This is a genomic window from Gordonia desulfuricans NBRC 100010, from assembly GCF_001485495.1.
Taxonomy (GTDB): domain Bacteria; phylum Actinomycetota; class Actinomycetes; order Mycobacteriales; family Mycobacteriaceae; genus Gordonia; species Gordonia desulfuricans.
On the sequence record NZ_BCNF01000142.1, the window covers coordinates 1 to 19,790 of the forward strand.

Below are 19,790 nucleotides of genomic sequence, written 5' to 3' on the forward strand. Positions count from 1 at the left end.
CGGGCTTCTGGACATCCGAACCTTCCCCTGGTTTCAGGTCCGAATGTGGCTGACGTGATGACCGGGGATGAGCCGTTTTCCGCGATTCGACGACGGATCCTCGACGCGGAATGGGTGAGGCACAGAATGAGTGGGGTTCGGCGCGTGGGTGGTGTCGGCGAGGCGAGTGTGGAGGGCATAGATTGGCAGGCATGAACGATCGCGATCGCAATCGGGGCCGGCGACCGGAACGGTCGTCCGGACGACCGCAACGCTCCTCGGGCAGGCCCGAACGAACCAGTAGGCCGGAGCCGCGCGCCGATGAGCCGCAATTACCCGTTGACGTGGCGGCATCGGATCTCGATGGTGCAGTCCGTCGCGACCTCCTGACGCTGGACAAGGCCACGGCCGAGATCGTTGCCCGGCATCTGGTGATGGTGACCCAGCTTCTGGACGAGGACCCGATGCTGGCCCTTGCACATGCACGTGCAGCGCGTCGTCGGGCCACACGGGTCGGCGTGGTCCGTGAGACCGCCGGGATTGCCGCCTACTCCGCGGGAGAGTGGCAGGAGGCCATCTCCGAGCTTCGGGCCGCACGCAGGATCACCGGCAGTGCTGCGCTGCTCCCGCTGATCGCCGACGCAGAGCGCGGCCTGGGACGCCCCGACCGCGCCATCGAGATCGCCCGCAGCGACGAGGGACGGCAACTCGCGGGTGAAGAGGCCACCGAGATGCGGATCGTCGAAGCCGGCGCCCGCATGGATCTCGGTGAGCCGCAGAAGGCGATCGTCACCCTGCAACGTGAGGATCTCTCACCGGCGCGTACCGGAACCACCGCTGCTCGTCTCTTCTACGCGTACGCAGCCGCACTCGAGGCCGCCGGCCGTGCCGACGACGCCCTCACCTGGTTCATGAACGCCGCATCCGCCGACGTCGAGGACGCCACCGACGCCGAGTTCCGTCTCATGGAGCTCTCTGGCGGCACTCCTGATCTCGACGGAGTCGAGTCCGACGCCGCAGACGAGGACGTTGCCGCGGCACCGGCAGCCGACAGCGTCGTGGCAGAGCCGGCACCAGCATCTCCCGAACCGCAGACGCCCGCGCGGGTGGTGGCGGAGCCGGAGCCTGCGGTGGCCGAGCCTGTAGCGGCTGAGCCCGTTGTCAGCGAGCCAGTCGTGACGAAGCCTGTTGCCGCCGAGCCCGTTGAGACCAAGCCTGTTGCTGCCGAGACAGCCGATGTCGTGGTACCCGAACCGGCCGCAGAGCCGGTGCGTGAGGTTGCCGCAGAACCGGTGGTCGAAGCCGCCCCTGAGCCGGTGCGTTCGACCCGGAAGTCGCGGCGTCCACCGTCGGGTTCGCTCGTCGCCGGATACGACGCACTGCTGCTGGATCTCGACGGGACGGTCTTCGCCGGGCACAGCCCGGTGCCCAACGCGGCCGAGACCCTCGAGCGGCTGGATCTGCCGACGTTCTTCGTCACCAACAATGCGAGCCGCCGCCCCGATGCCGTCGCCGAGCACCTCACCGAGCTGGGCTTCACCGCCACGCCCGAGCAGGTGGTGACGAGTGCGCAGAGCGGCGCGCGATTGCTCGCCGAGCATCTCGAACCCGGTTCGCGCGCACTGGTTCTCGGTTCCGAGGGACTGGTGCAGGAGGTTCGTGAGGTCGGGATCGCGGTGACCCGCAGCGCCGACGACCGGCCGGCGGCGGTGATCCAGGGCTACTCCCCGGATACCGGCTGGGCCGAGCTGTCGGAGGCGGCCCTGGCCATCCGGGCCGGGGCGCTGTGGATCGCCACCAACGTCGACGCGACCCTGCCGTCGGAGCGTGGACTGCTGGTCGGTAACGGCTCGCTGGTCGCCGCGGTCGCCAACGCGACCGGTCAGGAACCGCTGGTGGCCGGCAAGCCCGCCGCCCCCTTGATGGCCGATGCGATCGCACGCAGCGGTGCCGACGCCCCGCTCGTCATCGGCGACCGCCTCGACACCGACATCCAGGGTGCGCATGCGGTGGGCCTCGACAGCCTGCTCGTGCTCACCGGTGTCAGCACCGCGTCGGATCTGCTGAACGCCCCGCCGGAGCAACGGCCGACCTTCGTCACCGCCGATCTGGCCGGTCTGCTGACCCCGGTGGAGTGCGCGCGCATCGCGCCGAACGCCGACTGGGCGGTCCGCGCCGAGAAGAACACCATCACCATCGAGTCGGCCGGACCGAAGGCCGACCCGACGTCGATGCTCCCGGCCCTGGCCGCTGCGGTGTGGGCGCTCGCCGATGCCGGCGCGGTGGATCTGACCGAGCTGATCGTCGTCGGATCCGACGAGTCGACCGGTGCGGCGCTGACCGCACTCGGCGTGGTGTCCGAACGCTGACGTCAGGGAGGACCGCATGACCACTCCGCCCCGTCCGAACCCGCAGATGATGCCGGGTTCGCGGCCGACCGGACCCGGTGTGCACCAGATCGACCCCGAGCTGGCCACCACGGTGACCGCCCGGGTGCGGGAGTTGCTCGACCAGGTCGACCAGATCAGGTCGGAACAGACCGAGTCGGGGTCCGGCGAGAGCTTCGACCTCGTCGCCCTGGCCCGGCAGACCAACCTGCTCGAGGAGGCCCACGACGTGCTGACCTCCACCCTGTCCGAACTGGATCGTCGATGAGGAGTAGCTGAGTGGCGGCGCGAGCCCGGCTGGATGCCGAACTGGTCCGACGTGGACTGGCGCGCTCCCGCGAACAGGCGCGTGAGCTGGTCGACGGCGGCATGGTCAAGGTCAACGGGGTGGTTGCGACCAAACCTGCGACCAACGTCGGCAAGGACACCCCGATCGTCCTGATCGACGACGCCGCCAAGGACGACTGGGCATCGCGGGGCGCCCACAAACTGCTCGGTGCGCTCGAGGCGTTCGAGCCGCAGGGCCTCACCGTCGGCGGCCGACGCTGCCTGGATGCCGGGGCGTCCACCGGTGGGTTCACCGATGTGCTGCTGCGCCGTGACGCGCGGGAGATCGTCGCCGTCGACGTCGGCTACGGCCAGCTGATCTGGCGGCTGCAGAACGACCCCCGCGTGGACGTCCACGACCGCACCAACGTCCGACACCTGAACGCCGCCGACATCGGCGGTGAGGTCGACCTCGTGGTCGCCGACCTGTCGTTCATCTCGCTGTCGTTGGTGCTGCCGGCCTTTGTCGCATGCGTGTGGCCGGGGGCCGATCTGGTCCCCATGGTCAAACCGCAGTTCGAGGTCGGCAAGGAACGTGTGGGCGCCGGTGGTGTGGTGCGCGATCCGGAACTACGGGTGGCCGCGGTCGCCAAGGTCGTCGCCGAGGCACGACGACTCGGCCTGCAGTTGCGGGGCGTCACCGCCAGCCCGCTGCCGGGACCGTCGGGCAACGTGGAGTACTTCCTCTGGTTGCGACGGCCGGACGGCGAACTGTCGGAATCGGAGGCTATCGTCAGTACCGGTCTCGGGGAAGGCGATGACGATCATCGCGCGGACGATCACCGCGATCCGGGGGTGCTCGACACCGCCGCAGTGGAACCGGAGACGCTCGCGATGATCCGGCAGGCCGTCGCCGACGGCCCCGCCTGATCCGGAGACGACCGCCTACGACGAAGGGAAGTCTGTGGACAACGCATCGGTAGCGGAGGCCCGACCGGCATCCGGCACCGACCATCGGGAGTTCCTCGTGGTTGCCCACACCGGTCGGGAGGTCGTGACCGAGACCATCGCGTCCATCGCCCGGCACTGTGCCGAGGCGGGTGTGACCCTGCGGGTGGTCGATCACGACATCCAGCCCGATCCCGATCCGGAGAGCGAGGCCCGCGCCTATCCGCAGTCGGCGGGACTGCCCGGGGCGCCGGTTCGGCAGACCCGCAATCCGGTCGACCCGGACCAGCTGCGTCGGATCGGCGTCGACGTGGAGGTCACCGAAGGTGATGCCGAGTCGGCCGAGGGCTGCGAGATCGTCATCGTGCTCGGTGGCGACGGCACGTTCCTGCGGGCCGCCGAACTCGCCTATCCGGCCGGGGTGCCGGTCCTCGGGATCAATCTCGGACACATCGGGTTCCTGGCCGAGGCCGAGGCCCACCGCGTCGACGAGGTGATGAGTCAGCTGATCGATCGCGACTACCGCATCGAGCACCGTATGACCCTCGACGTCACCGTCATCGACCCCGCCCGGCCGGAGCGTGAACAACTCCGCAGCTGGGCGCTCAACGAGGTCGCCATCCTCAACCGCACCAACACCGGGGTACTCGAGCTGGTCACCGAGGTCGACGGCCGGCCGGTGTCGGCGTTCGGCGCCGACGGTGTGCTGGTGTCCACCCCGACCGGCTCGACCGCATACGCGTTCTCCGCGGGCGGCCCGGTGATGTGGCCCGATCTCGAGGCCATCCTGGTGGTGCCGAGCAATGCCCATGCGCTGTTCGCGCGCCCGATGGTGACCAGCCCCCGATCGCGGATCGCGGTCGAGGTGGACAAACTCGGGCGGGCCGCGGTGGCGCTGTGTGACGGTCGCCGGCGACTCGACGTCCCGGCCGGGGCGCGGGTGGAGGTGGTCCGCAGCGACCGCTCGGTGCAATGGGTACGGATCGATTCCGATCCGTTCGCCGATCGTCTGGTGCGCAAATTCGATCTGCCGGTGACCGGCTGGCGGGGGAGGCAGACCTAGCGTGCTCGAAGAACTGTCGATCGCGGGACTCGGCGTCATCGACTCCGCGTCCGCGTCGTTCCCCGCCGGATTCACCGCGCTGACCGGTGAGACCGGTGCCGGCAAGACCATGATCGTGACCAGCCTGCGGTTGCTGTCGGGTGGGCGTGCCGACGCCGGGCGGGTGCGTTCGGGCAGTCCCAAGGCGACCGTCGAGGGCCGATTCCGGGTGGTCGGCGCCGACGGTGAGCTGTCGGCCGACATCGCCGAACTCGTCGAGTCCAGCGGCGCCGAACTCGACGAGGACGGCACCGTCATCGCGATCCGCACGGTCGGCGCCGACGGCCGATCCCGCGCCCACCTGGGTGGACGGTCGGTGCCGGTCGGTGTGCTGGGCAAGCTGGTCAGCTCGGTGCTCACCGTCCACGGACAGAACGACCAGCTGCGCCTGCTGCGTCCGGAACGTCAGCGCGCGGCCCTGGACACCTTCGCGGGCAGTCGGGCACAGAACGCGCTGACCGCCTACCGCAAGGCCCGCGAACAGTGGGTCACCATCCTCGACGAGCTCGACGCCCTGCGCGCCAACTCACGCGATCTCGCGCAGGAGGCCGACCGGCTGCGGTTCGGCATCGACGAGATCAACGCGGTGAACCCCCAGCAGGGGGAGGACGAGGAACTCGCCGACACCATCCGACGGCTGAGCGACCTCGAATCGATCCGGTCCGCCGCGGCCGGATCGCAGGACGTCATCGCCGGGGACGCCGGATCGGTGATCGAGGGACTCGGGCAGGTGCGCTCACTCCTGGAGGGCGCCGCCGATGCCGAACTGCAACGACTGGCCGGCCGCGTCGGCGAGGCGCTGACCGTCGTCACCGACATCGGCGCCGAGCTCACCGACTTCCTGTCCGGGCTGCCCGGTGATGCCGACGCCCTCGACCAGTTGCTGAGCCGTCAGGGCGAGCTCAAGTCGCTGGTGCGCAAGTACGCCCCCGACATCGACGGTGTGATCGCGTGGCGGGACGAGTCCACCGAGCGACTCGCCCAGATCGACGACCCGCAGGCGAGTATCGACGAGCTCGAACGACGCTCGGAGATCGCGCGCACCGCCGTCGCCGAGGCTGCCGGCAAGCTGCACACCGTCCGGGCCAAGGCGGCGTCGTCGATGGCATCGAAGGTGTCCAAGGAGCTGGCCGGTCTGGCGATGGGGGATGCGACCCTGGCCGTCGACGTCGCACTCGAGGCCCCGGGCGCCGACGACCGGTTGACCATCACCGTGGGTGACAAACCCGCGCATGCGGGGTCCGACGGCGCCGACCGGATCGAGTTCGCGCTGGTGCCGCACAAGGGCGCCCGGCCGCTGCCGATCGCCACCTCGGCGTCCGGCGGTGAGCTCTCGCGCGTGATGCTGGCATTGGAAGTGGTTCTGGCCGAACCGACTTCGGGTTCGGCGATGGTCTTCGACGAGGTCGACGCCGGTGTCGGCGGTCGTGCGGCGGTGGAGATCGGACGGCGCCTGGCACGACTGGCGCGCGCCCATCAGGTGATCGTGGTGACCCATCTGCCGCAGGTGGCGGCCTTTGCCGACAACCATCTGGTGATCGGCAAACATTCCGGAAAGGGCGCCGCGCAGACCAGCACCGTCCGCGCCCTCGACCGCGACGAGCGGATCGCCGAGCTGGCCCGGATGCTCGCCGGCCTGGGCGAATCCGACACCGGCAAGGCGCACGCCGAGGAACTCCTGAGTACTGCTGAGGGAGAAAAAGACTCCTGAGACTCAAGTTCTGGATGGGATGCCTGTGACAAAAGTTGCGTGTGTTACGGCGCGCCTCCTGGGTTTGCCGTCGCGATGAGCTGATCATTGCGGGCATGAAGATGCCTGCACTGCTCGCGCGGAACACCGAAGAACTGCCTGGCGTCATCGGAGTCGCCAGAATCGACAAGAACACCAAACGTCTGCTGGAACGGGTCGGGCCCGGGGACATCGCGATCCTCGACGAGGTCGACCTCGACCGGGTGACCGCCGACGCGTTGGTGGCGGCCAATGTGGTCGCCGTGGTCAACGCGTCGTCGTCGATCAGTGGCCGCTATCCCAACCTCGGTCCCGAGGTGCTGGTCGCGTCGGGCATCGTGCTGCTCGACGAGGTCGGCACCGAGGTGTTCAAGCGGGTCAAGGACGGTGCCAAGATCCGCCTGCACGACGACCGCATCTTCGTCGGCGAGCGGCGCCTGGCCAAGGGCATCACCCTCGACGAACCCGACATCGCGAGCATGATGATCGACGCCAAGACCGGCCTCGTCGATCACCTGGAGGCGTTCTCCGGCAACACGATCGAGTTCATCCGCAGTGAATCGCCGCTGCTGGTCGACGGTGTCGGCGTGCCCGACATCGACGTCTCGCTGGTCGGCAAGCATGTCGTGGTGGTAGCCGACGGGCTCGACCACGCCGCCGATCTCAAGTCGCTCAAGCCGTTCATCAAGGAGTACGCGCCGGTGCTGGTGGGCGTCGGCGCGGGTGCCGACACCCTGGTCAAGGCCGGCTACAAGCCTGCGGTGATCGTCGGCGACCCCGACGACATGAAGGCCGCCACCCTCAAGTGCGGTGCGCAGGTGGTGCTGCCCGCCGACACCGACGGCCACGCCCCCGGGCTCGAACGCATCCAGGACCTCGGCATCGGTGCCACCACCTTCCCGGCGGCCGGATCCGCCGGCGACCTCGCCCTGCTGCTGGCCGACTTCCATGGCGCCGATCTGATCGTCACCGTCGGCTACGGCGGCAGCCTCGACGACTTCTTCGACCGTTCCCGGCGGGAGAGTGCGCCGTCGACCTTCCTCACCCGACTCAAGGTGGGCCCCAAACTGGTGGACGCCAAGGCCGTGGCGACGCTGTACCGCAGCCGGGTGTCCGGCGCGGCGATCGCCTGTGTCGTCCTGGCCGCACTGGTCGCCGTGATCGCCGCGGTGATGCTGTCGAGTGCCGGTGCCGACGTCACCGACTGGATTGTCGCGCAATGGAACCAGCTCGTCGAGTGGGTTCGGGGAGTCTGGAACAGGTAACGCATGATCACGATTCGCCAGCACGTCATCTCACTGGTGGCGGTGTTCCTGGCACTGGCCCTGGGGCTGTTCCTGGGGTCGGGTTTTGTCGGTGACCGGATGAACTCGCTGACCGGGACCAGTCGTGACCGGATCGGGGACCTCGAGCGCGAGCGCGATGCCCTCAACGATCAGGTCAATGCCGCCAACAGCTTCGACGCCGCGATCGCCCCCCGGGTGATCGCCGGTCAGCTGCGCGGTCAGACGGTCCTGGTGGTCACCACGCCGAACGCCGCCGACTCCGACATCACCGCGGTCAAGGAGTCGATCTCCGCCGCCGGTGGGGCCTTCGGGGGGCAGATCGGCCTCACCGACACCCTGATCCGCGACGACAAGTCCGAACAGTTGCGCACCATCGTCGACCAGACCATCCCGGCCGGCGCCACGCTGCGCACCGAACTCGTCGACTCCGGCGGGCGGGCCGGTGATCTGCTCGGCACGGTACTGCTGCACCGTGCGGGTCAGCCGGCGGCCGCGACGAACGACCGCACCACCGCATTGCAGACCCTGCGCGAGGGCGGGTTCATCAGCTACGTCGACAACGCGATCAAACCGGCCGATCTGGTCGTGTTCGTCTCCGGTGATGCGCTCCCGACCGATTCCGGCGCCCAGGGACAGGTCACCGCACGCCTCGCCGCGGCGATGACCGCCCGCGCCCAGGGCGGCGCCTTCGTCGGCCGTACCGGCTCGGCCGGTGGCGGCTCACCGATCGCGGTGATCCGCTCCGACCCGGCGTTGCGCAACGCGGTGTCGACCGTCGACGACGTCGATCAGCAGACCGGTCTGATCACCACGGTGCTGGTGCTCAACCAGGAAAGCGACGGCAAGACCGGGGCTTATGGCACCGGTGCCGGTGCCACCGCGATCACCGTCGGAGCCTGATCGGCTTCGGTCCGCCGACCCGGAGAGTGGCGCACCCCACGTATCCCATGCCGCCGATCTCGGTGTGGTGGCAAGGGAACCGGGTCGGTGGTGTTAGGCTGGAGTCCCGTAGGTGAGCAGGCTTTCAGGACCTGATCCGGCCGACGGGAGACTTTCTTTTGCGACCTCTTCGCCATGTCAACACTGACACGAAGCATATTTTTGTCACAGGCGGTGTGGCCTCGTCACTCGGCAAGGGGCTGACCGCCTCAAGCCTTGGGCAGCTACTGACCGCACGTGGCCTCCGCGTGACGATGCAGAAGCTCGATCCGTATCTGAACGTCGATCCGGGAACGATGAATCCGTTCCAGCACGGCGAGGTGTTCGTCACCGAGGACGGTGCCGAGACCGACCTCGACGTCGGACACTATGAGCGGTTCCTCGACCGCAACCTCTCGCAGTCGGCGAATGTGACCACCGGACAGGTGTATTCGACCGTCATCGCCAAGGAGCGGCGCGGCGAGTACCTCGGTGAGACCGTGCAGGTGATCCCGCACATCACCGACGAACTCAAGTCGCGGGTGCTCGCGATGCGTGAGCCCGACGCCGACGGGCACGCCCCGGATGTGGTGATCACCGAGATCGGGGGCACCGTCGGCGACATCGAGTCGCTGCCGTTCATCGAGGCCGCCCGTCAGATCCGCCACGACGTCGGCCGCGACAACATCTTCTTCCTGCACGTCTCACTGGTGCCCTACCTGGCGCCGTCGGGGGAGCTGAAGACCAAGCCGACCCAGCATTCGGTGGCCGCGCTGCGCAACGTCGGCATCCAGCCCGACGCGCTGATCCTGCGCTGCGACCGGGACGTGCCGGAGGGGCTGAAGAAGAAGATCGCGCTGATGTGCGACGTCGACGTCGAAGGCGTCATCTCCACCCCGGACGCGCCGTCGATCTACGACATCCCCAAGGTGCTGCACAGCGAGCAGCTCGACGCCTACGTGGTGCGCAAGCTGGGTCTGCCGTTCCGTGACGTCGACTGGACCGAGTGGGGCGAGCTGCTGCACCGCGTGCACGACCCGCGCGAGACCGTGCGGATCGCGCTCGTCGGCAAGTACGTCGACCTGCCCGACGCCTACCTGTCGGTGACCGAGGCGATCCGCGCCGGCGGCTTCGCCTGGCGTGCGCGTGCCGAGATCAAGTGGGTGCCCTCCGACGAGTGCGCCACCGAGGCCGGTGCGCAGGCTGCGCTGTCCGACGTCGACGGCATCCTGGTGCCCGGCGGCTTCGGTATCCGCGGCATCGAGGGCAAGCTCGGTGCGATCTCCTATGCCCGTCGCCGCGGCATCCCGCTGCTGGGGCTGTGCCTGGGCCTGCAGTGCATCGTGATCGAGGCGGCCCGGTCGGTGGGTCTGACCGACGCGAGCTCCGACGAGTTCGACCCGGACACCCCGCACCCGGTGATCTCGACCATGGCCGATCAGCAGGACGCCGTGTCCGGTGAGGCCGATCTGGGCGGCACCATGCGACTGGGCGCCTACCCGGCGAAGCTCACCAAGGGTTCGCTGGTGGCCAAGGCATACGGCACCACCGACGTCTCCGAGCGTCACCGCCACCGCTACGAGGTCAACAACGCCTACCGCGACAAGATCGCCGAGTCGGGTCTGCAGTTCTCCGGCACCTCGCCGGACGGACATCTGGTGGAGTTCGTCGAGTACCCCGCCTCGGTGCACCCGTTCCTGGTGGGCACACAGGCCCACCCGGAGCTCAAGAGCCGGCCCACCCGCCCGCATCCGCTGTTCCGCGACTTCATCGATGCATCGCTGAAATACAAGGCAGCCGAACGTCTTCCGGTTGATCTCGGTGAGTTCGATCCGTCGGATGCCGCCCCGGATGCCGTCGTCGAGGTGGCTGCGGTGGCCGCCGCCGAGGAGGGCGAACAGGATTGACCGACGCACCGTCCGGCCCCGGCACGCACGGGTTCGATGTCCACGACTCGCGCACGGTGTACACCGGCGCGATCCTGGCGCTGCGCGTCGACGACGTCGAGATGCCCGGCGGCCGGATCGCCGAACGGGAAGTGGTCGAACACTACGGTGCGGTGGCCGTCGTCGCCCGTGACGCGCACGGACGGATCGCGATGGTCCGTCAGTACCGCCACCCGGTGGGACGGCGTCTGCTCGAACTGCCCGCCGGACTGCTCGACCAGTCCGGCGGGGAGTCGCCGGTGGACGCGGCACGCCGCGAGCTGGCCGAGGAGACCGACCTCGCGGCCGGGCACTGGCGGGTACTGGTCGACCTGACGCTCTCGCCCGGTTTCACCGACGAGGCGCTGCGTCTGTATCTCGCCACCGACCTGACATCACTGGCCGCGGCCGAACGCACCGACGAAGAGGCCGACATGGCCGTGGAGTGGGTGCACCTCGACGACGCGGTGGCCAAGGTGTTCGCCGGGGAGATCGTCAACGCGACGGCGGTCGCCGGGGTGTTGGCGGCCGCGGCCGCCGATCGCGGCGCCGCCCCGTTGCGTGAGGTGTCGGCGCCCTGGCCGGACGAGCCGGGTGCCCTGCGCGCCCGAAAGGCCCGCGAGGGCTCGGATCCGACCGGCGGGTGAGGGGAGTGTCCACGGGTGCGCGCGTGAGCATCGACGATGCGGTTGCGCGTTATCTGGACCATCTCACCGTCGAGCGGGGCGTCGCGGCCAACACCCTGGCGTCCTACGGGCGCGACCTCGAACGGTATCGGCGCTACCTCGCCGACCGTCGGATCGACGGGCTCGACGAGGTGTCCGAGGCCGACGTCCGGGAGTTCCTGGTGGCATTGCGCCGCGGTGATCCCGACGCCGGCCACGATCCGCTCGCCGACAGCTCGGTGGCGCGAACCCTGGTGGCCACCAGAGGTTTTCACAAGTTCGCCGCCGCCGAGGGAATCGTCGTCGACGACGTGGCGCACGGGGTGCGGCCACCGGCACCCGCCCGGCGCCTGCCCAAGGCGCTGCCGGTGGCCGACGTGGTGCGCATCCTGGAGACCGCGGGCGCCGGAGATCATCCACGCGCCCTGCGGGATCGGGCTCTGCTCGAACTGCTCTACAGCTGCGGGGCCCGCATCTCCGAGGCCACCGGGCTCGACGTCGACGACATCGACACCGAACTGCGTGCGGTGCGGTTGCACGGCAAGGGCGGCAAGGAACGCCTGGTGCCGATCGGCGGTCCGGCGGTGGAGGCACTCGACGCCTACCTGGTGCGGGGCCGGCCCTCGTTGATCTCCCGCGCGACGCCGGCGATGTTCCTCAACGCCCGCGGGGGCCGGCTCACCCGGCAGGGGGCCTGGCAGGTACTCGCCGGGGCGGCCGAACGCGCCGGACTCGAGCAGAGCGTCTCCCCGCACACCCTGCGGCACAGCTTTGCCACCCACCTGCTCGACGGCGGCGCCGACGTCCGGGTGGTGCAGGAACTGCTCGGGCACGCATCGGTGACCACCACGCAGGTCTACACCCTGGTCACGGTCAACACGATGCGTGAGGTCTACGCCACTGCCCATCCGCGGGCACGGTGAACGGCGATGCTCCGCCGGTTCCCGGCGCCAACGCACTAGGCTGACACAAGGGTTCGAGACGAGTCGTCGACAACCGGCAGAGAAAGGGGCGTCGCACCTGTGAGCATTCCGACCACACGGCAGGACGGCGTCTCCGGCGACGATCAGTTCCGTCTCGATGATCAGTATCGCCTGGAGGTGCCCACGAACACCGGTGTCGACGAGACCGAAAAAGCTGGTCAGACAGCTCCGAAAGCCGAGATCGGGCCGACCGGCCGGCCGTACCGTGCGGTGCCGGTCCCCACTCCGCTCGAGCGTCACGGCCCCGCCACCGTGATCGCGGTGTGTAACCAGAAGGGCGGCGTCGGCAAGACGACGTCGACGATCAACCTGGGAGCCGCGCTCGCCGAGTACGGCCGTCGGGTGCTGCTGGTGGATCTCGATCCGCAGGGAGCGCTCTCGGCGGGACTGGGTGTGCCTCATCACGAGCTGGACGAGACCGTCTACAACCTGCTGGTGCCGCCGCATGCGGCCACCGACGACGTCCTGATGCGCACCCGGGTGGACGGGCTCGACCTGCTGCCGAGCAACATCGACCTGTCGGCGGCGGAGATCCAGCTGGTCACCGAGGTGGGCCGCGAACAGGCCCTCGGCCGGGCATTGCATCCGGTACTCGACCGCTACGACGTGGTGCTGATCGACTGCCAGCCCTCGCTGGGGCTGCTCACCGTCAACGCCCTGGCCTGCTCGGACACCGTCCTGATCCCGATGGAGTGTGAGTACTTCAGCCTGCGTGGGCTGGCGCTGCTCAACGACACCATCGAAAAGGTGCACGACCGTCTCAACCCGCGGCTCGACGTCGGCGGAATCCTGGTCACCATGTTCGACGCCCGCACCCTGCATTCGCGTGAGGTGATGGCGCGCGTGGTCGAGGTGTTCGGCGAGAAGGTGTACGACACCGTCGTCTCCCGGACCGTCCGGTTCCCGGAGACGAGCGTCGCCGGTGAACCGATCACATCGTGGGCGCCCAAGTCCGCCGGCGCCGAGGCATACCGTGCCCTGGCGCGTGAGGTGATCGCGCGCAACGTCAAGCAGGCATGACCGAACCGGCCACCGACGAGGTTCCCGACGTCCCGGCCGACATTCCGGCAGACGGTATCCCGGCAGACGGTTCAGCGCCGTCGGGAGATGCCGTGCCGCCGGGCGACGCTGCGGTCACCGGGGGAACCCATACCCCGACGGCGACCGCCGACGGTGAATCGGCGCACAAGGGTGCCGAGGAGACCGGATTCCGGGTCAAACTCAAGAACTTCGAGGGGCCCTTCGATCTGCTGCTGAACCTGATCAGCCAGCATCGGATGGACGTCACCGAGGTGGCGTTGCACGAGGTCACCGACGACTTCATCGCCTACACCAAACAGATGGGGCCGGAACTCGGCCTGGAGCAGACCACCGAGTTCCTCGTCGTCGCCGCGACCCTGCTCGACCTCAAGGCGGCGCGACTGCTGCCGTCCGGCGAAGTGGACGATCCCGAGGATCTCGCCCTGCTGGAGGCCCGAGACCTGCTGTTCGCGCGGTTGCTGCAGTACCGCGCCTACAAACAGGTGGCGGCGTTGTTCGGCGAGCTCGAGGCCGCCGCCCTGCAGCGCTATCCGCGCTCGGTGTCGTTGGAGGACCGCTACGCCGACCTGCTGCCGGAGGTACAACTCGGCGTCGACGCCGACGGGTTCGCCCAGGTGGCCGTCGCGGCGATGCGTCCGCGGCCGGTCCCGACCGTGGGTCTCGACCACCTGCACGACGTGCACCAGGTGTCGGTGCCGGGGCAGGCCCGCCGGATGGCGGCGCTGCTCAGTGCAGCCCCCGATGACTGGCTGACCTTCCGGCAGCTCACCGCCGACTGTGCCACCGGGCTCGAGGTGGTGGGCAGCTTCCTGGGACTGCTGGAGTTGTTCCGGGAGCGGGCGATCTCCTTCGATCAGCCGGAGGCGCTGGGGAATCTGCGCGTGAGCTGGTCCGGGGAACGCGCCCCCGGAGAGTTGAGTTTCGAGCGGGCCGAGGAGGACTACGAGTGAGCGAGACCGACGAGGTCCCCGAGATGGACGACCCGGTATCGAGCGCCGGCGACCTGGTTGCCGGCGAGCCGGATGCCGGCGAGCCGGCGCGCGCCGACACCGCCGACACCGCCGACTCCGCAGAACCTGACATCCCTGCCGAGCCCGGTGTCCCTGCCGAGCCCGATATCCCTGCCGAGCCCGATATCCCTGCCGAGCCGGAGACACCGGTCGTTTCCGAGCCGCCGGTGGTCCTGGAGGACACCGCGGTACTCGACGAGCCGGGGGAGGCCGCCGAGATCGCCCTCGACGACGCGTCGCTGCGGGCGGCGCTGGAGGCGGTGCTGCTCGTCGTCGACACCCCGGCCACCTCCGACGAGCTGGCGAGCGCCGTCGACTCCGACAAGCGCCGGGTCACCGACATGCTCAACCGGATGTCGTCGGAGCTCACCGAACGGGGCAGCGGCATCGACCTGCGCTTCGCCGGGGATGGCTGGCGCTTCTACACCCGCACCGACTACGCCCCCTATGTCGAACGTCTCCTTCTCGACGGTGCACGGTCCAAGCTCACCCGTGCCGCGCTCGAGACACTCGCGGTGGTGGCCTACCGCCAGCCGGTCACCCGTGCCCGGGTGAGCGCGATCCGCGGTGTCAACGTCGACGGCGTGATCCGCACACTGGTCGCCCGTGGCCTGATCAACGAGGTGGGCACCGAGCCGCAGACCACCGCAACCACCTACGGCACCACCGACCTGTTCCTCGAACGACTCGGGCTGGCGTCACTGTCCGAGCTGCCCGATCTGGCACCGCTGCTGCCCGACGTCGACCTCATCGACGACCTCGACGAGGAACTGCTCGCCGATCCCCGATTCGCCAAACTCGCGGGCAAAGCGTCAGACTCGGAGGGGGCGTCGGACGACGGATCGTCGGCCGGGGCCCGATCAGATACCCCCGACATACAGGACTGAACATGGCAACCGCTGGCCGAGATGGCACACCGGGACCGCGCAAGCGAGGCAAACCCACCGCGAAGAGCGGGGCGGGTCAGCCCAAACGCACCGGCAAGAAGCCCACGCACCGAGGCGCCGCCGGCGTCGGTGGGGCCGAGCACCGGGGCAAGAAGAGGCATCGTAAGGGCAGTTCACAGCCTGATGTGAACGCCGGACGCATTCGGCTCAACAATGCGAAGCCCGCTCGGCACCAGACGGTGTCCGCCGGCACCGACGACGGTGGTGCGACCTACGTCGCCGACGGCGTCCGGTTGCAGAAGGTGCTCGCCCAGGCCGGCGTGGCCTCGCGGCGTGGCGCCGAGGAGATGATCGCCGCCGGTCGCGTCGAGGTGGACGGCGAGATCGTCACCGAACAGGGCCTGCGGATCGACCCCGACACCGCGGTGATCCGCGTCGACGGTGCCCGCGTCATCATCGACGAGACCCGTCAGTACCTGGCACTGAACAAGCCCAAGGGCTGGCAGTCGACCATGTCCGACGACCAGGGCCGTCCCTGCGTCGGTGACATCGTCGCCGAGCGCGTGATGGCGGGCCAGCGCCTGTTCCACGTCGGCCGCCTCGACGCCGACACCGAGGGTCTGCTGCTGCTGACCAACGACGGCGAGCTGGCCCATCGTCTGATGCACCCCTCGTACGAGGTGCCCAAGACCTACATCGCCACCGTGCGTGGTGAGGTGCTGCGCAACCTGGGCCGCACCCTGCGTGAGGGTGTGGAACTCGAGGACGGTCCGGTCTCGGTGGACAGCTTCACCGTGCTGGCCGTGCACGAGGGACAGTCTCAGGTCCGGATCACCCTGCACGAGGGCCGCAACCGGATCGTGCGCCGCCTGATGGAGGCCGTCGGACATCCGGTCCAGGCGCTGGTGCGCACGCACATCGGCACCGTCACCCTCGGCGAGCAGCGGCCGGGCAGCCTGCGTGTGCTCGGGCGCGACGAGGTGGGTGCGCTGTACAAGGCGGTCGGTCTGTGAACGCCGGCGTGATCGCCATCGACGGTCCCGCCGGGACCGGTAAGTCGACCATCTCGAAGCTGTTGGGCGACAAGGTCGGTGCCCACTATCTCGACACCGGTGCGATGTACCGGGCGGCGACCCTCGCGGTGTTGCGGGCCGGAGTGCCCGCCGACGACGCCGATGCGGTGACCGCCGTGGTGGATGCCGCCGACATCGTCTTGCAGCCCACCGGGACCGGTGCGTCACGGGTGCTGCTCGACGGCGAGGACGTGTCCGGGCCGATCCGCACCGACGAGGTGACCGCGAATGTGTCTGCGGTGTCGGCGATCCCGGCGGTCCGCACCAAACTCGTGGACCTGCAGCGCCGCCAGGCCGAGAACGATCTGCTGGTGGTGGAAGGGCGTGACATCGGGACCGTGGTGTTCCCGGATGCGGTGGTGAAGATCTTCCTCACCGCCACCCCGGAGGCGCGCGCGCTGCGTCGTCATCGGCAGAATCTGGCCGCCGGCCGGCCCAGTGATCTCGACGAGGTGCTCGCCGCGGTGAACCGCCGCGATCATCTCGATTCCACCCGTGCGGTGTCGCCGCTGCGTCCGGCCGACGACGCGATCATGGTGGACACCAGTGACATGACCCTGGAGCAGGTGCTCGACCATCTGGTCGACCTGGTCCGGGCGAGGATCGGAGTTGCATCGTGACCGACATCGGCGATCAGCAGTCCAGCGACATCACCGCATTGCCCGGAGACGGCACCTGGTCGGATGAATCCGATTGGGAAATCGGTGATTTCGATGCACTCGACGAGTTCGGGGAATTCGAGCGGGTCTCCGAGGTGGCCATTGTCGGCCGGCCGAACGTGGGCAAGTCGACGCTGGTGAACCGCATCCTCGGCCGACGTGAGGCCGTCGTCGAGGACATCCCGGGTGTCACCCGCGACCGCGTGTCGTACTCGGCGTCGTGGTCGGGTCGACGGTTCAGCGTCGTCGACACCGGCGGATGGGAACCCGACGCCAAGGGGCTGCAGCAGGCCGTCGCGGCGCAGGCCGAGCGGGCGATGAACACCGCCGACGTGATCGTCGTCGTGGTGGATGCCACCGTGGGTGCCACCGCCACCGACGAGGCCGTCGCGCGCGTGCTCCGGCGGTCCAAGACCCCGGTCATCCTCGTGGCCAACAAGGTCGACAGCGAGCGCCTGGAGGCCGAGACCGCGTCGTTGTGGTCGTTGGGTCTCGGCGAACCGTATCCGGTGTCGGCGGCCCATGGCCGTGGTGCCGGTGATCTTCTCGACGTGATCTTGGCGAAGCTGCCCACCACCCCGCGTGAGGTGTCGGGGCAGCTCGGCGGACCGCGTCGTGTGGCGCTGGTCGGCAAGCCGAACGTCGGCAAGAGTTCGCTGCTGAACAAGCTGGCCGGATCCGAGCGTTCGGTGGTCGACAATGTCGCGGGCACCACGGTCGACCCGGTCGACGAGCTCATCGAGCTCGGCGGCAGCACCTGGCAGTTCGTCGACACCGCCGGTCTGCGCCGCAAGGTGCGTACCGCCAGCGGTCACGAGTACTACGCGTCGCTGCGGACACGCGCGGCGATCGACGCCGCGGAGATCGCGATCCTGCTGATCGACGCGTCGCAGCCGATCACCGAGCAGGACCTGCGGGTGCTGTCGATGGTGATCGAATCCGGTCGCGCCCTGGTGATCGCGTTCAACAAGTGGGATCTGGTCGACGAGGACCGTCGCTACCAGCTCGACAAGGAGATCGACCGTGAGCTCGCCCGCGTCCCGTGGGCGCGTCGGGTGAACATCTCGGCCATGACCGGTCGCGCGGTACAGAAGCTCGTGCCGGCCCTGGAGTCGTCGCTGGAGTCGTGGGACAAGCGCGTGTCCACCGGCCCGCTGAACACCTGGCTCAAAGAGGTCATCGCCGCTAATCCGCCGCCGCTGCGCGGTGGTCGGCAGCCGCGCGTGCTGTTCGCCACCCAGGCGTCGGTGCGTCCGCCGACCTTCGTGCTGTTCAGTACCGGGTTCCTCGAGGCCGGCTACCGCCGCTTCCTGGAACGTCGTCTGCGCGAGCAGTTCGAGTTCGACGGCTCGCCGGTGCGGATCAACGTGCGTGTGCGCGAGCGGCGGGACCGGCGCAAGCGCTGACCGCCGCTCTGGCCATACCCCCTCGACGACGCTCCCTCGGTCCGGTGCATCACGCACCCGGCCGGGGGAGCGTTGCGATCGGATCACCCTGTGCCAACCCCGAACGCAGGCACCGGCAGCTGTGTGATACTGCCCACATGATCCTCATCGGAATCATCGTCTTCGGAATCCTCGTGGGCTTCCTCGCCCAGCTCATCCTCGGCCGCAAGCGCGCCAGCCTGGACTGGGGACTCGCGTGCGCCACCGGACTCGCCGGCGCATTCCTCGGCGGGGTCTTCGCCAGTGTCGTCACCGGCCATGGAATGGGGTGGAGCTGGCCCGGCCTGATCGGTGCGGTGGCAGGTTCTGTGATCTTGACCGCACTCTGGCAGTGGTATCAGCAGACCTCCGAACAGGAGTAAGCGCCCAAAACCGCCTCTGACCTGCCGATTGGTCCCAGACGGGGGTGGTCGGCTAATGTCATCTAGGCCTTCTTCGGAAGGCAACGGGCTGTGGCGCAGTTTGGTAGCGCACTTGACTGGGGGTCAAGTGGTCGCAGGTTCAAATCCTGTCAGCCCGACGCAGGTCAGAGGCGGTTTCCGGTCACCGGAGACCGCCTCTTTTGCGTTCGTACGCCAACGCCATACGCCAACGGGGATCTCACGACAGACCGGCCCCGAGGTTGTCCAGCGCCGACCGTGCCGCGTCGTCGGAGGTGTGCCCGTAGATGTGGCCGGTGATCGCAATGGAGGAGTGGCCCAGGATGTCGGCCACGGCCTTGATGTGCGCCCCACCCTCCAGGAGCCCGACCGCGGCCGAGTGGCGGAGTGTGTGGGCTCCCACGTCCTCAATCCCGGCGGCCTTGGCGGCCACCTCCACGACGCGGAGCATGTTCCTCGGGTCCACAATCGTCCCGGCAGCGGTGGTGAACACCATCCCGGTCTCGGTCTAGACGTTGGCCGCGGTCTTGCGCTCGGCGTCCTGGCGGATCTTGTGGGCCTTGAGTTCGGCCACCAGGGGAGCGGCCAGCGGTACCCGACGCCGGGACCGGGTGGTCTTGGGCTCGGAGAGCACCAGTTCCCCGCCGACCCGACCCAGCGTGTGCTTGACCGTCATCTCGGCCTTGGCCAGGTCCACGTCCGACCACGCCAGTCCGGCCACCTCCCCGCGACGTAGGCCGGTGAACGCCATGAGGAAGACGGCCGGGTAGTACCGGGAGCCCTTGGCGTGGGATAGGAGGGACTTGACCTCGGCGGTGGACAGGTGGCGGGCCTCGGATCGGGTGACCTTGGGACGCCGGACCTTGGCCACCGGGTTGGTGGCCAGGAGCCCGTCGCGGACCGCGATCTCCAGTGTGGCAGCGGCCAGGCGGCAATGTCCGTGCATGGACTCGAAAGTGTGGGTACCGCTTCTAGTCGCACTGATCGGTGGAACATTCGTCATCGTCACCACGACCGTATCCCGGGCCACGGCCCGCGATGTTGCACAGTTGGGCGCCCAGTAGAAGCGCCGGGATAACGACATTCAGGTTCTCGAAGCCTACGGG

The 19,790-nt window shown here is 68.9% G+C and carries 17 protein-coding genes, 1 tRNA gene and 1 pseudogene; 18 read left to right on the top strand and 1 reads right to left on the bottom strand.

Features of this window, described 5'->3' with window-relative positions:
* The first annotated feature begins 191 nt into the window (after positions 1 to 191).
* From GD1_RS20505 to GD1_RS20590, 18 genes are all read left to right on the top strand, one after another.
* A complete protein-coding gene (locus tag GD1_RS20505; RefSeq protein ID WP_059039364.1) occupies positions 192 to 2,348 on the top strand; it encodes an HAD-IIA family hydrolase in 2,157 nt (718 codons plus the stop codon).
* 16 nt (positions 2,349 to 2,364) lie between these two features.
* A complete protein-coding gene (locus GD1_RS20510) occupies positions 2,365 to 2,634 on the top strand; it encodes a hypothetical protein (RefSeq protein ID WP_020791000.1) in 270 nt (89 codons plus the stop codon).
* A gap of 11 nt (positions 2,635 to 2,645) precedes the next feature.
* Entirely contained in the window at positions 2,646 to 3,563 is a 918-nt protein-coding gene (locus GD1_RS20515) for a TlyA family RNA methyltransferase (protein WP_059039365.1), read from the top strand.
* 34 nt (positions 3,564 to 3,597) lie between these two features.
* Positions 3,598 to 4,644 (top strand): NAD kinase, encoded by a 1,047-nt coding sequence (locus GD1_RS20520; RefSeq protein WP_059039366.1) that lies wholly within the window; start codon positions 3,598 to 3,600, stop codon positions 4,642 to 4,644.
* Between the two features lies 1 nt (position 4,645).
* Positions 4,646 to 6,394 carry a DNA repair protein RecN gene (recN, locus tag GD1_RS20525; RefSeq protein ID WP_059039367.1) on the top strand — a complete coding sequence of 583 codons (1,749 nt, stop codon included), beginning with the start codon at positions 4,646 to 4,648 and terminating at the stop codon, positions 6,392 to 6,394.
* A gap of 95 nt (positions 6,395 to 6,489) precedes the next feature.
* On the top strand, positions 6,490 to 7,677 hold the full coding sequence (gene steA / locus GD1_RS20530; RefSeq protein WP_053777961.1) for a putative cytokinetic ring protein SteA: 1,188 nt from the start codon (positions 6,490 to 6,492) through the stop codon (positions 7,675 to 7,677).
* A 3-nt stretch (positions 7,678 to 7,680) separates the two neighbouring features.
* The gene (locus GD1_RS20535; protein WP_053777962.1) at positions 7,681 to 8,598 is read left to right on the top strand and encodes a copper transporter; all 918 of its coding nucleotides are present in this window, start codon (positions 7,681 to 7,683) and stop codon (positions 8,596 to 8,598) included.
* A 158-nt stretch (positions 8,599 to 8,756) separates the two neighbouring features.
* Positions 8,757 to 10,523, top strand: coding sequence for a CTP synthase (gene pyrG / locus GD1_RS20540; RefSeq protein ID WP_174519087.1), 1,767 nt, complete (start codon positions 8,757 to 8,759; stop codon positions 10,521 to 10,523).
* On the top strand, positions 10,520 to 11,188 hold the full coding sequence (locus GD1_RS20545; protein WP_059039368.1) for an NUDIX domain-containing protein: 669 nt from the start codon (positions 10,520 to 10,522) through the stop codon (positions 11,186 to 11,188). The genes pyrG and GD1_RS20545 overlap by 4 nt, the downstream gene beginning before the upstream one ends.
* Positions 11,189 to 11,211: 23 nt before the next feature.
* A complete protein-coding gene (gene xerD / locus GD1_RS20550) occupies positions 11,212 to 12,129 on the top strand; it encodes a site-specific tyrosine recombinase XerD (protein ID WP_059039373.1) in 918 nt (305 codons plus the stop codon).
* A gap of 177 nt (positions 12,130 to 12,306) precedes the next feature.
* Positions 12,307 to 13,209 carry a ParA family protein gene (locus tag GD1_RS20555; protein ID WP_053777980.1) on the top strand — a complete coding sequence of 301 codons (903 nt, stop codon included), beginning with the start codon at positions 12,307 to 12,309 and terminating at the stop codon, positions 13,207 to 13,209.
* The gene (locus GD1_RS20560) at positions 13,206 to 14,180 is read left to right on the top strand and encodes a segregation and condensation protein A (protein ID WP_083534535.1); all 975 of its coding nucleotides are present in this window, start codon (positions 13,206 to 13,208) and stop codon (positions 14,178 to 14,180) included. The genes GD1_RS20555 and GD1_RS20560 overlap by 4 nt, the downstream gene beginning before the upstream one ends.
* Before the next feature lie 23 nt (positions 14,181 to 14,203).
* The gene (gene scpB, locus GD1_RS20565; RefSeq protein WP_238404140.1) at positions 14,204 to 15,127 is read left to right on the top strand and encodes an SMC-Scp complex subunit ScpB; all 924 of its coding nucleotides are present in this window, start codon (positions 14,204 to 14,206) and stop codon (positions 15,125 to 15,127) included.
* Positions 15,128 to 15,129: 2 nt separating this feature from the next.
* Entirely contained in the window at positions 15,130 to 16,140 is a 1,011-nt protein-coding gene (locus GD1_RS20570) for a pseudouridine synthase (RefSeq protein WP_059039369.1), read from the top strand.
* On the top strand, positions 16,137 to 16,820 hold the full coding sequence (gene cmk, locus GD1_RS20575) for a (d)CMP kinase (RefSeq protein WP_059039370.1): 684 nt from the start codon (positions 16,137 to 16,139) through the stop codon (positions 16,818 to 16,820). The genes GD1_RS20570 and cmk overlap by 4 nt, the downstream gene beginning before the upstream one ends.
* Before the next feature lie 5 nt (positions 16,821 to 16,825).
* A complete protein-coding gene (der, locus tag GD1_RS20580; protein ID WP_053777983.1) occupies positions 16,826 to 18,265 on the top strand; it encodes a ribosome biogenesis GTPase Der in 1,440 nt (479 codons plus the stop codon).
* Positions 18,266 to 18,402: 137 nt separating this feature from the next.
* Positions 18,403 to 18,666 (top strand): GlsB/YeaQ/YmgE family stress response membrane protein, encoded by a 264-nt coding sequence (locus GD1_RS20585; RefSeq protein WP_020790072.1) that lies wholly within the window; start codon positions 18,403 to 18,405, stop codon positions 18,664 to 18,666.
* 84 nt (positions 18,667 to 18,750) lie between these two features.
* Positions 18,751 to 18,824 (top strand) — tRNA-Pro (locus tag GD1_RS20590).
* 80 nt (positions 18,825 to 18,904) lie between these two features.
* Here GD1_RS20590 and GD1_RS24455 read toward each other — a convergent pair.
* Positions 18,905 to 19,768: pseudogene (locus GD1_RS24455) on the bottom strand (tyrosine-type recombinase/integrase).
* Between the last annotated feature and the right edge of the window lie 22 nt (positions 19,769 to 19,790).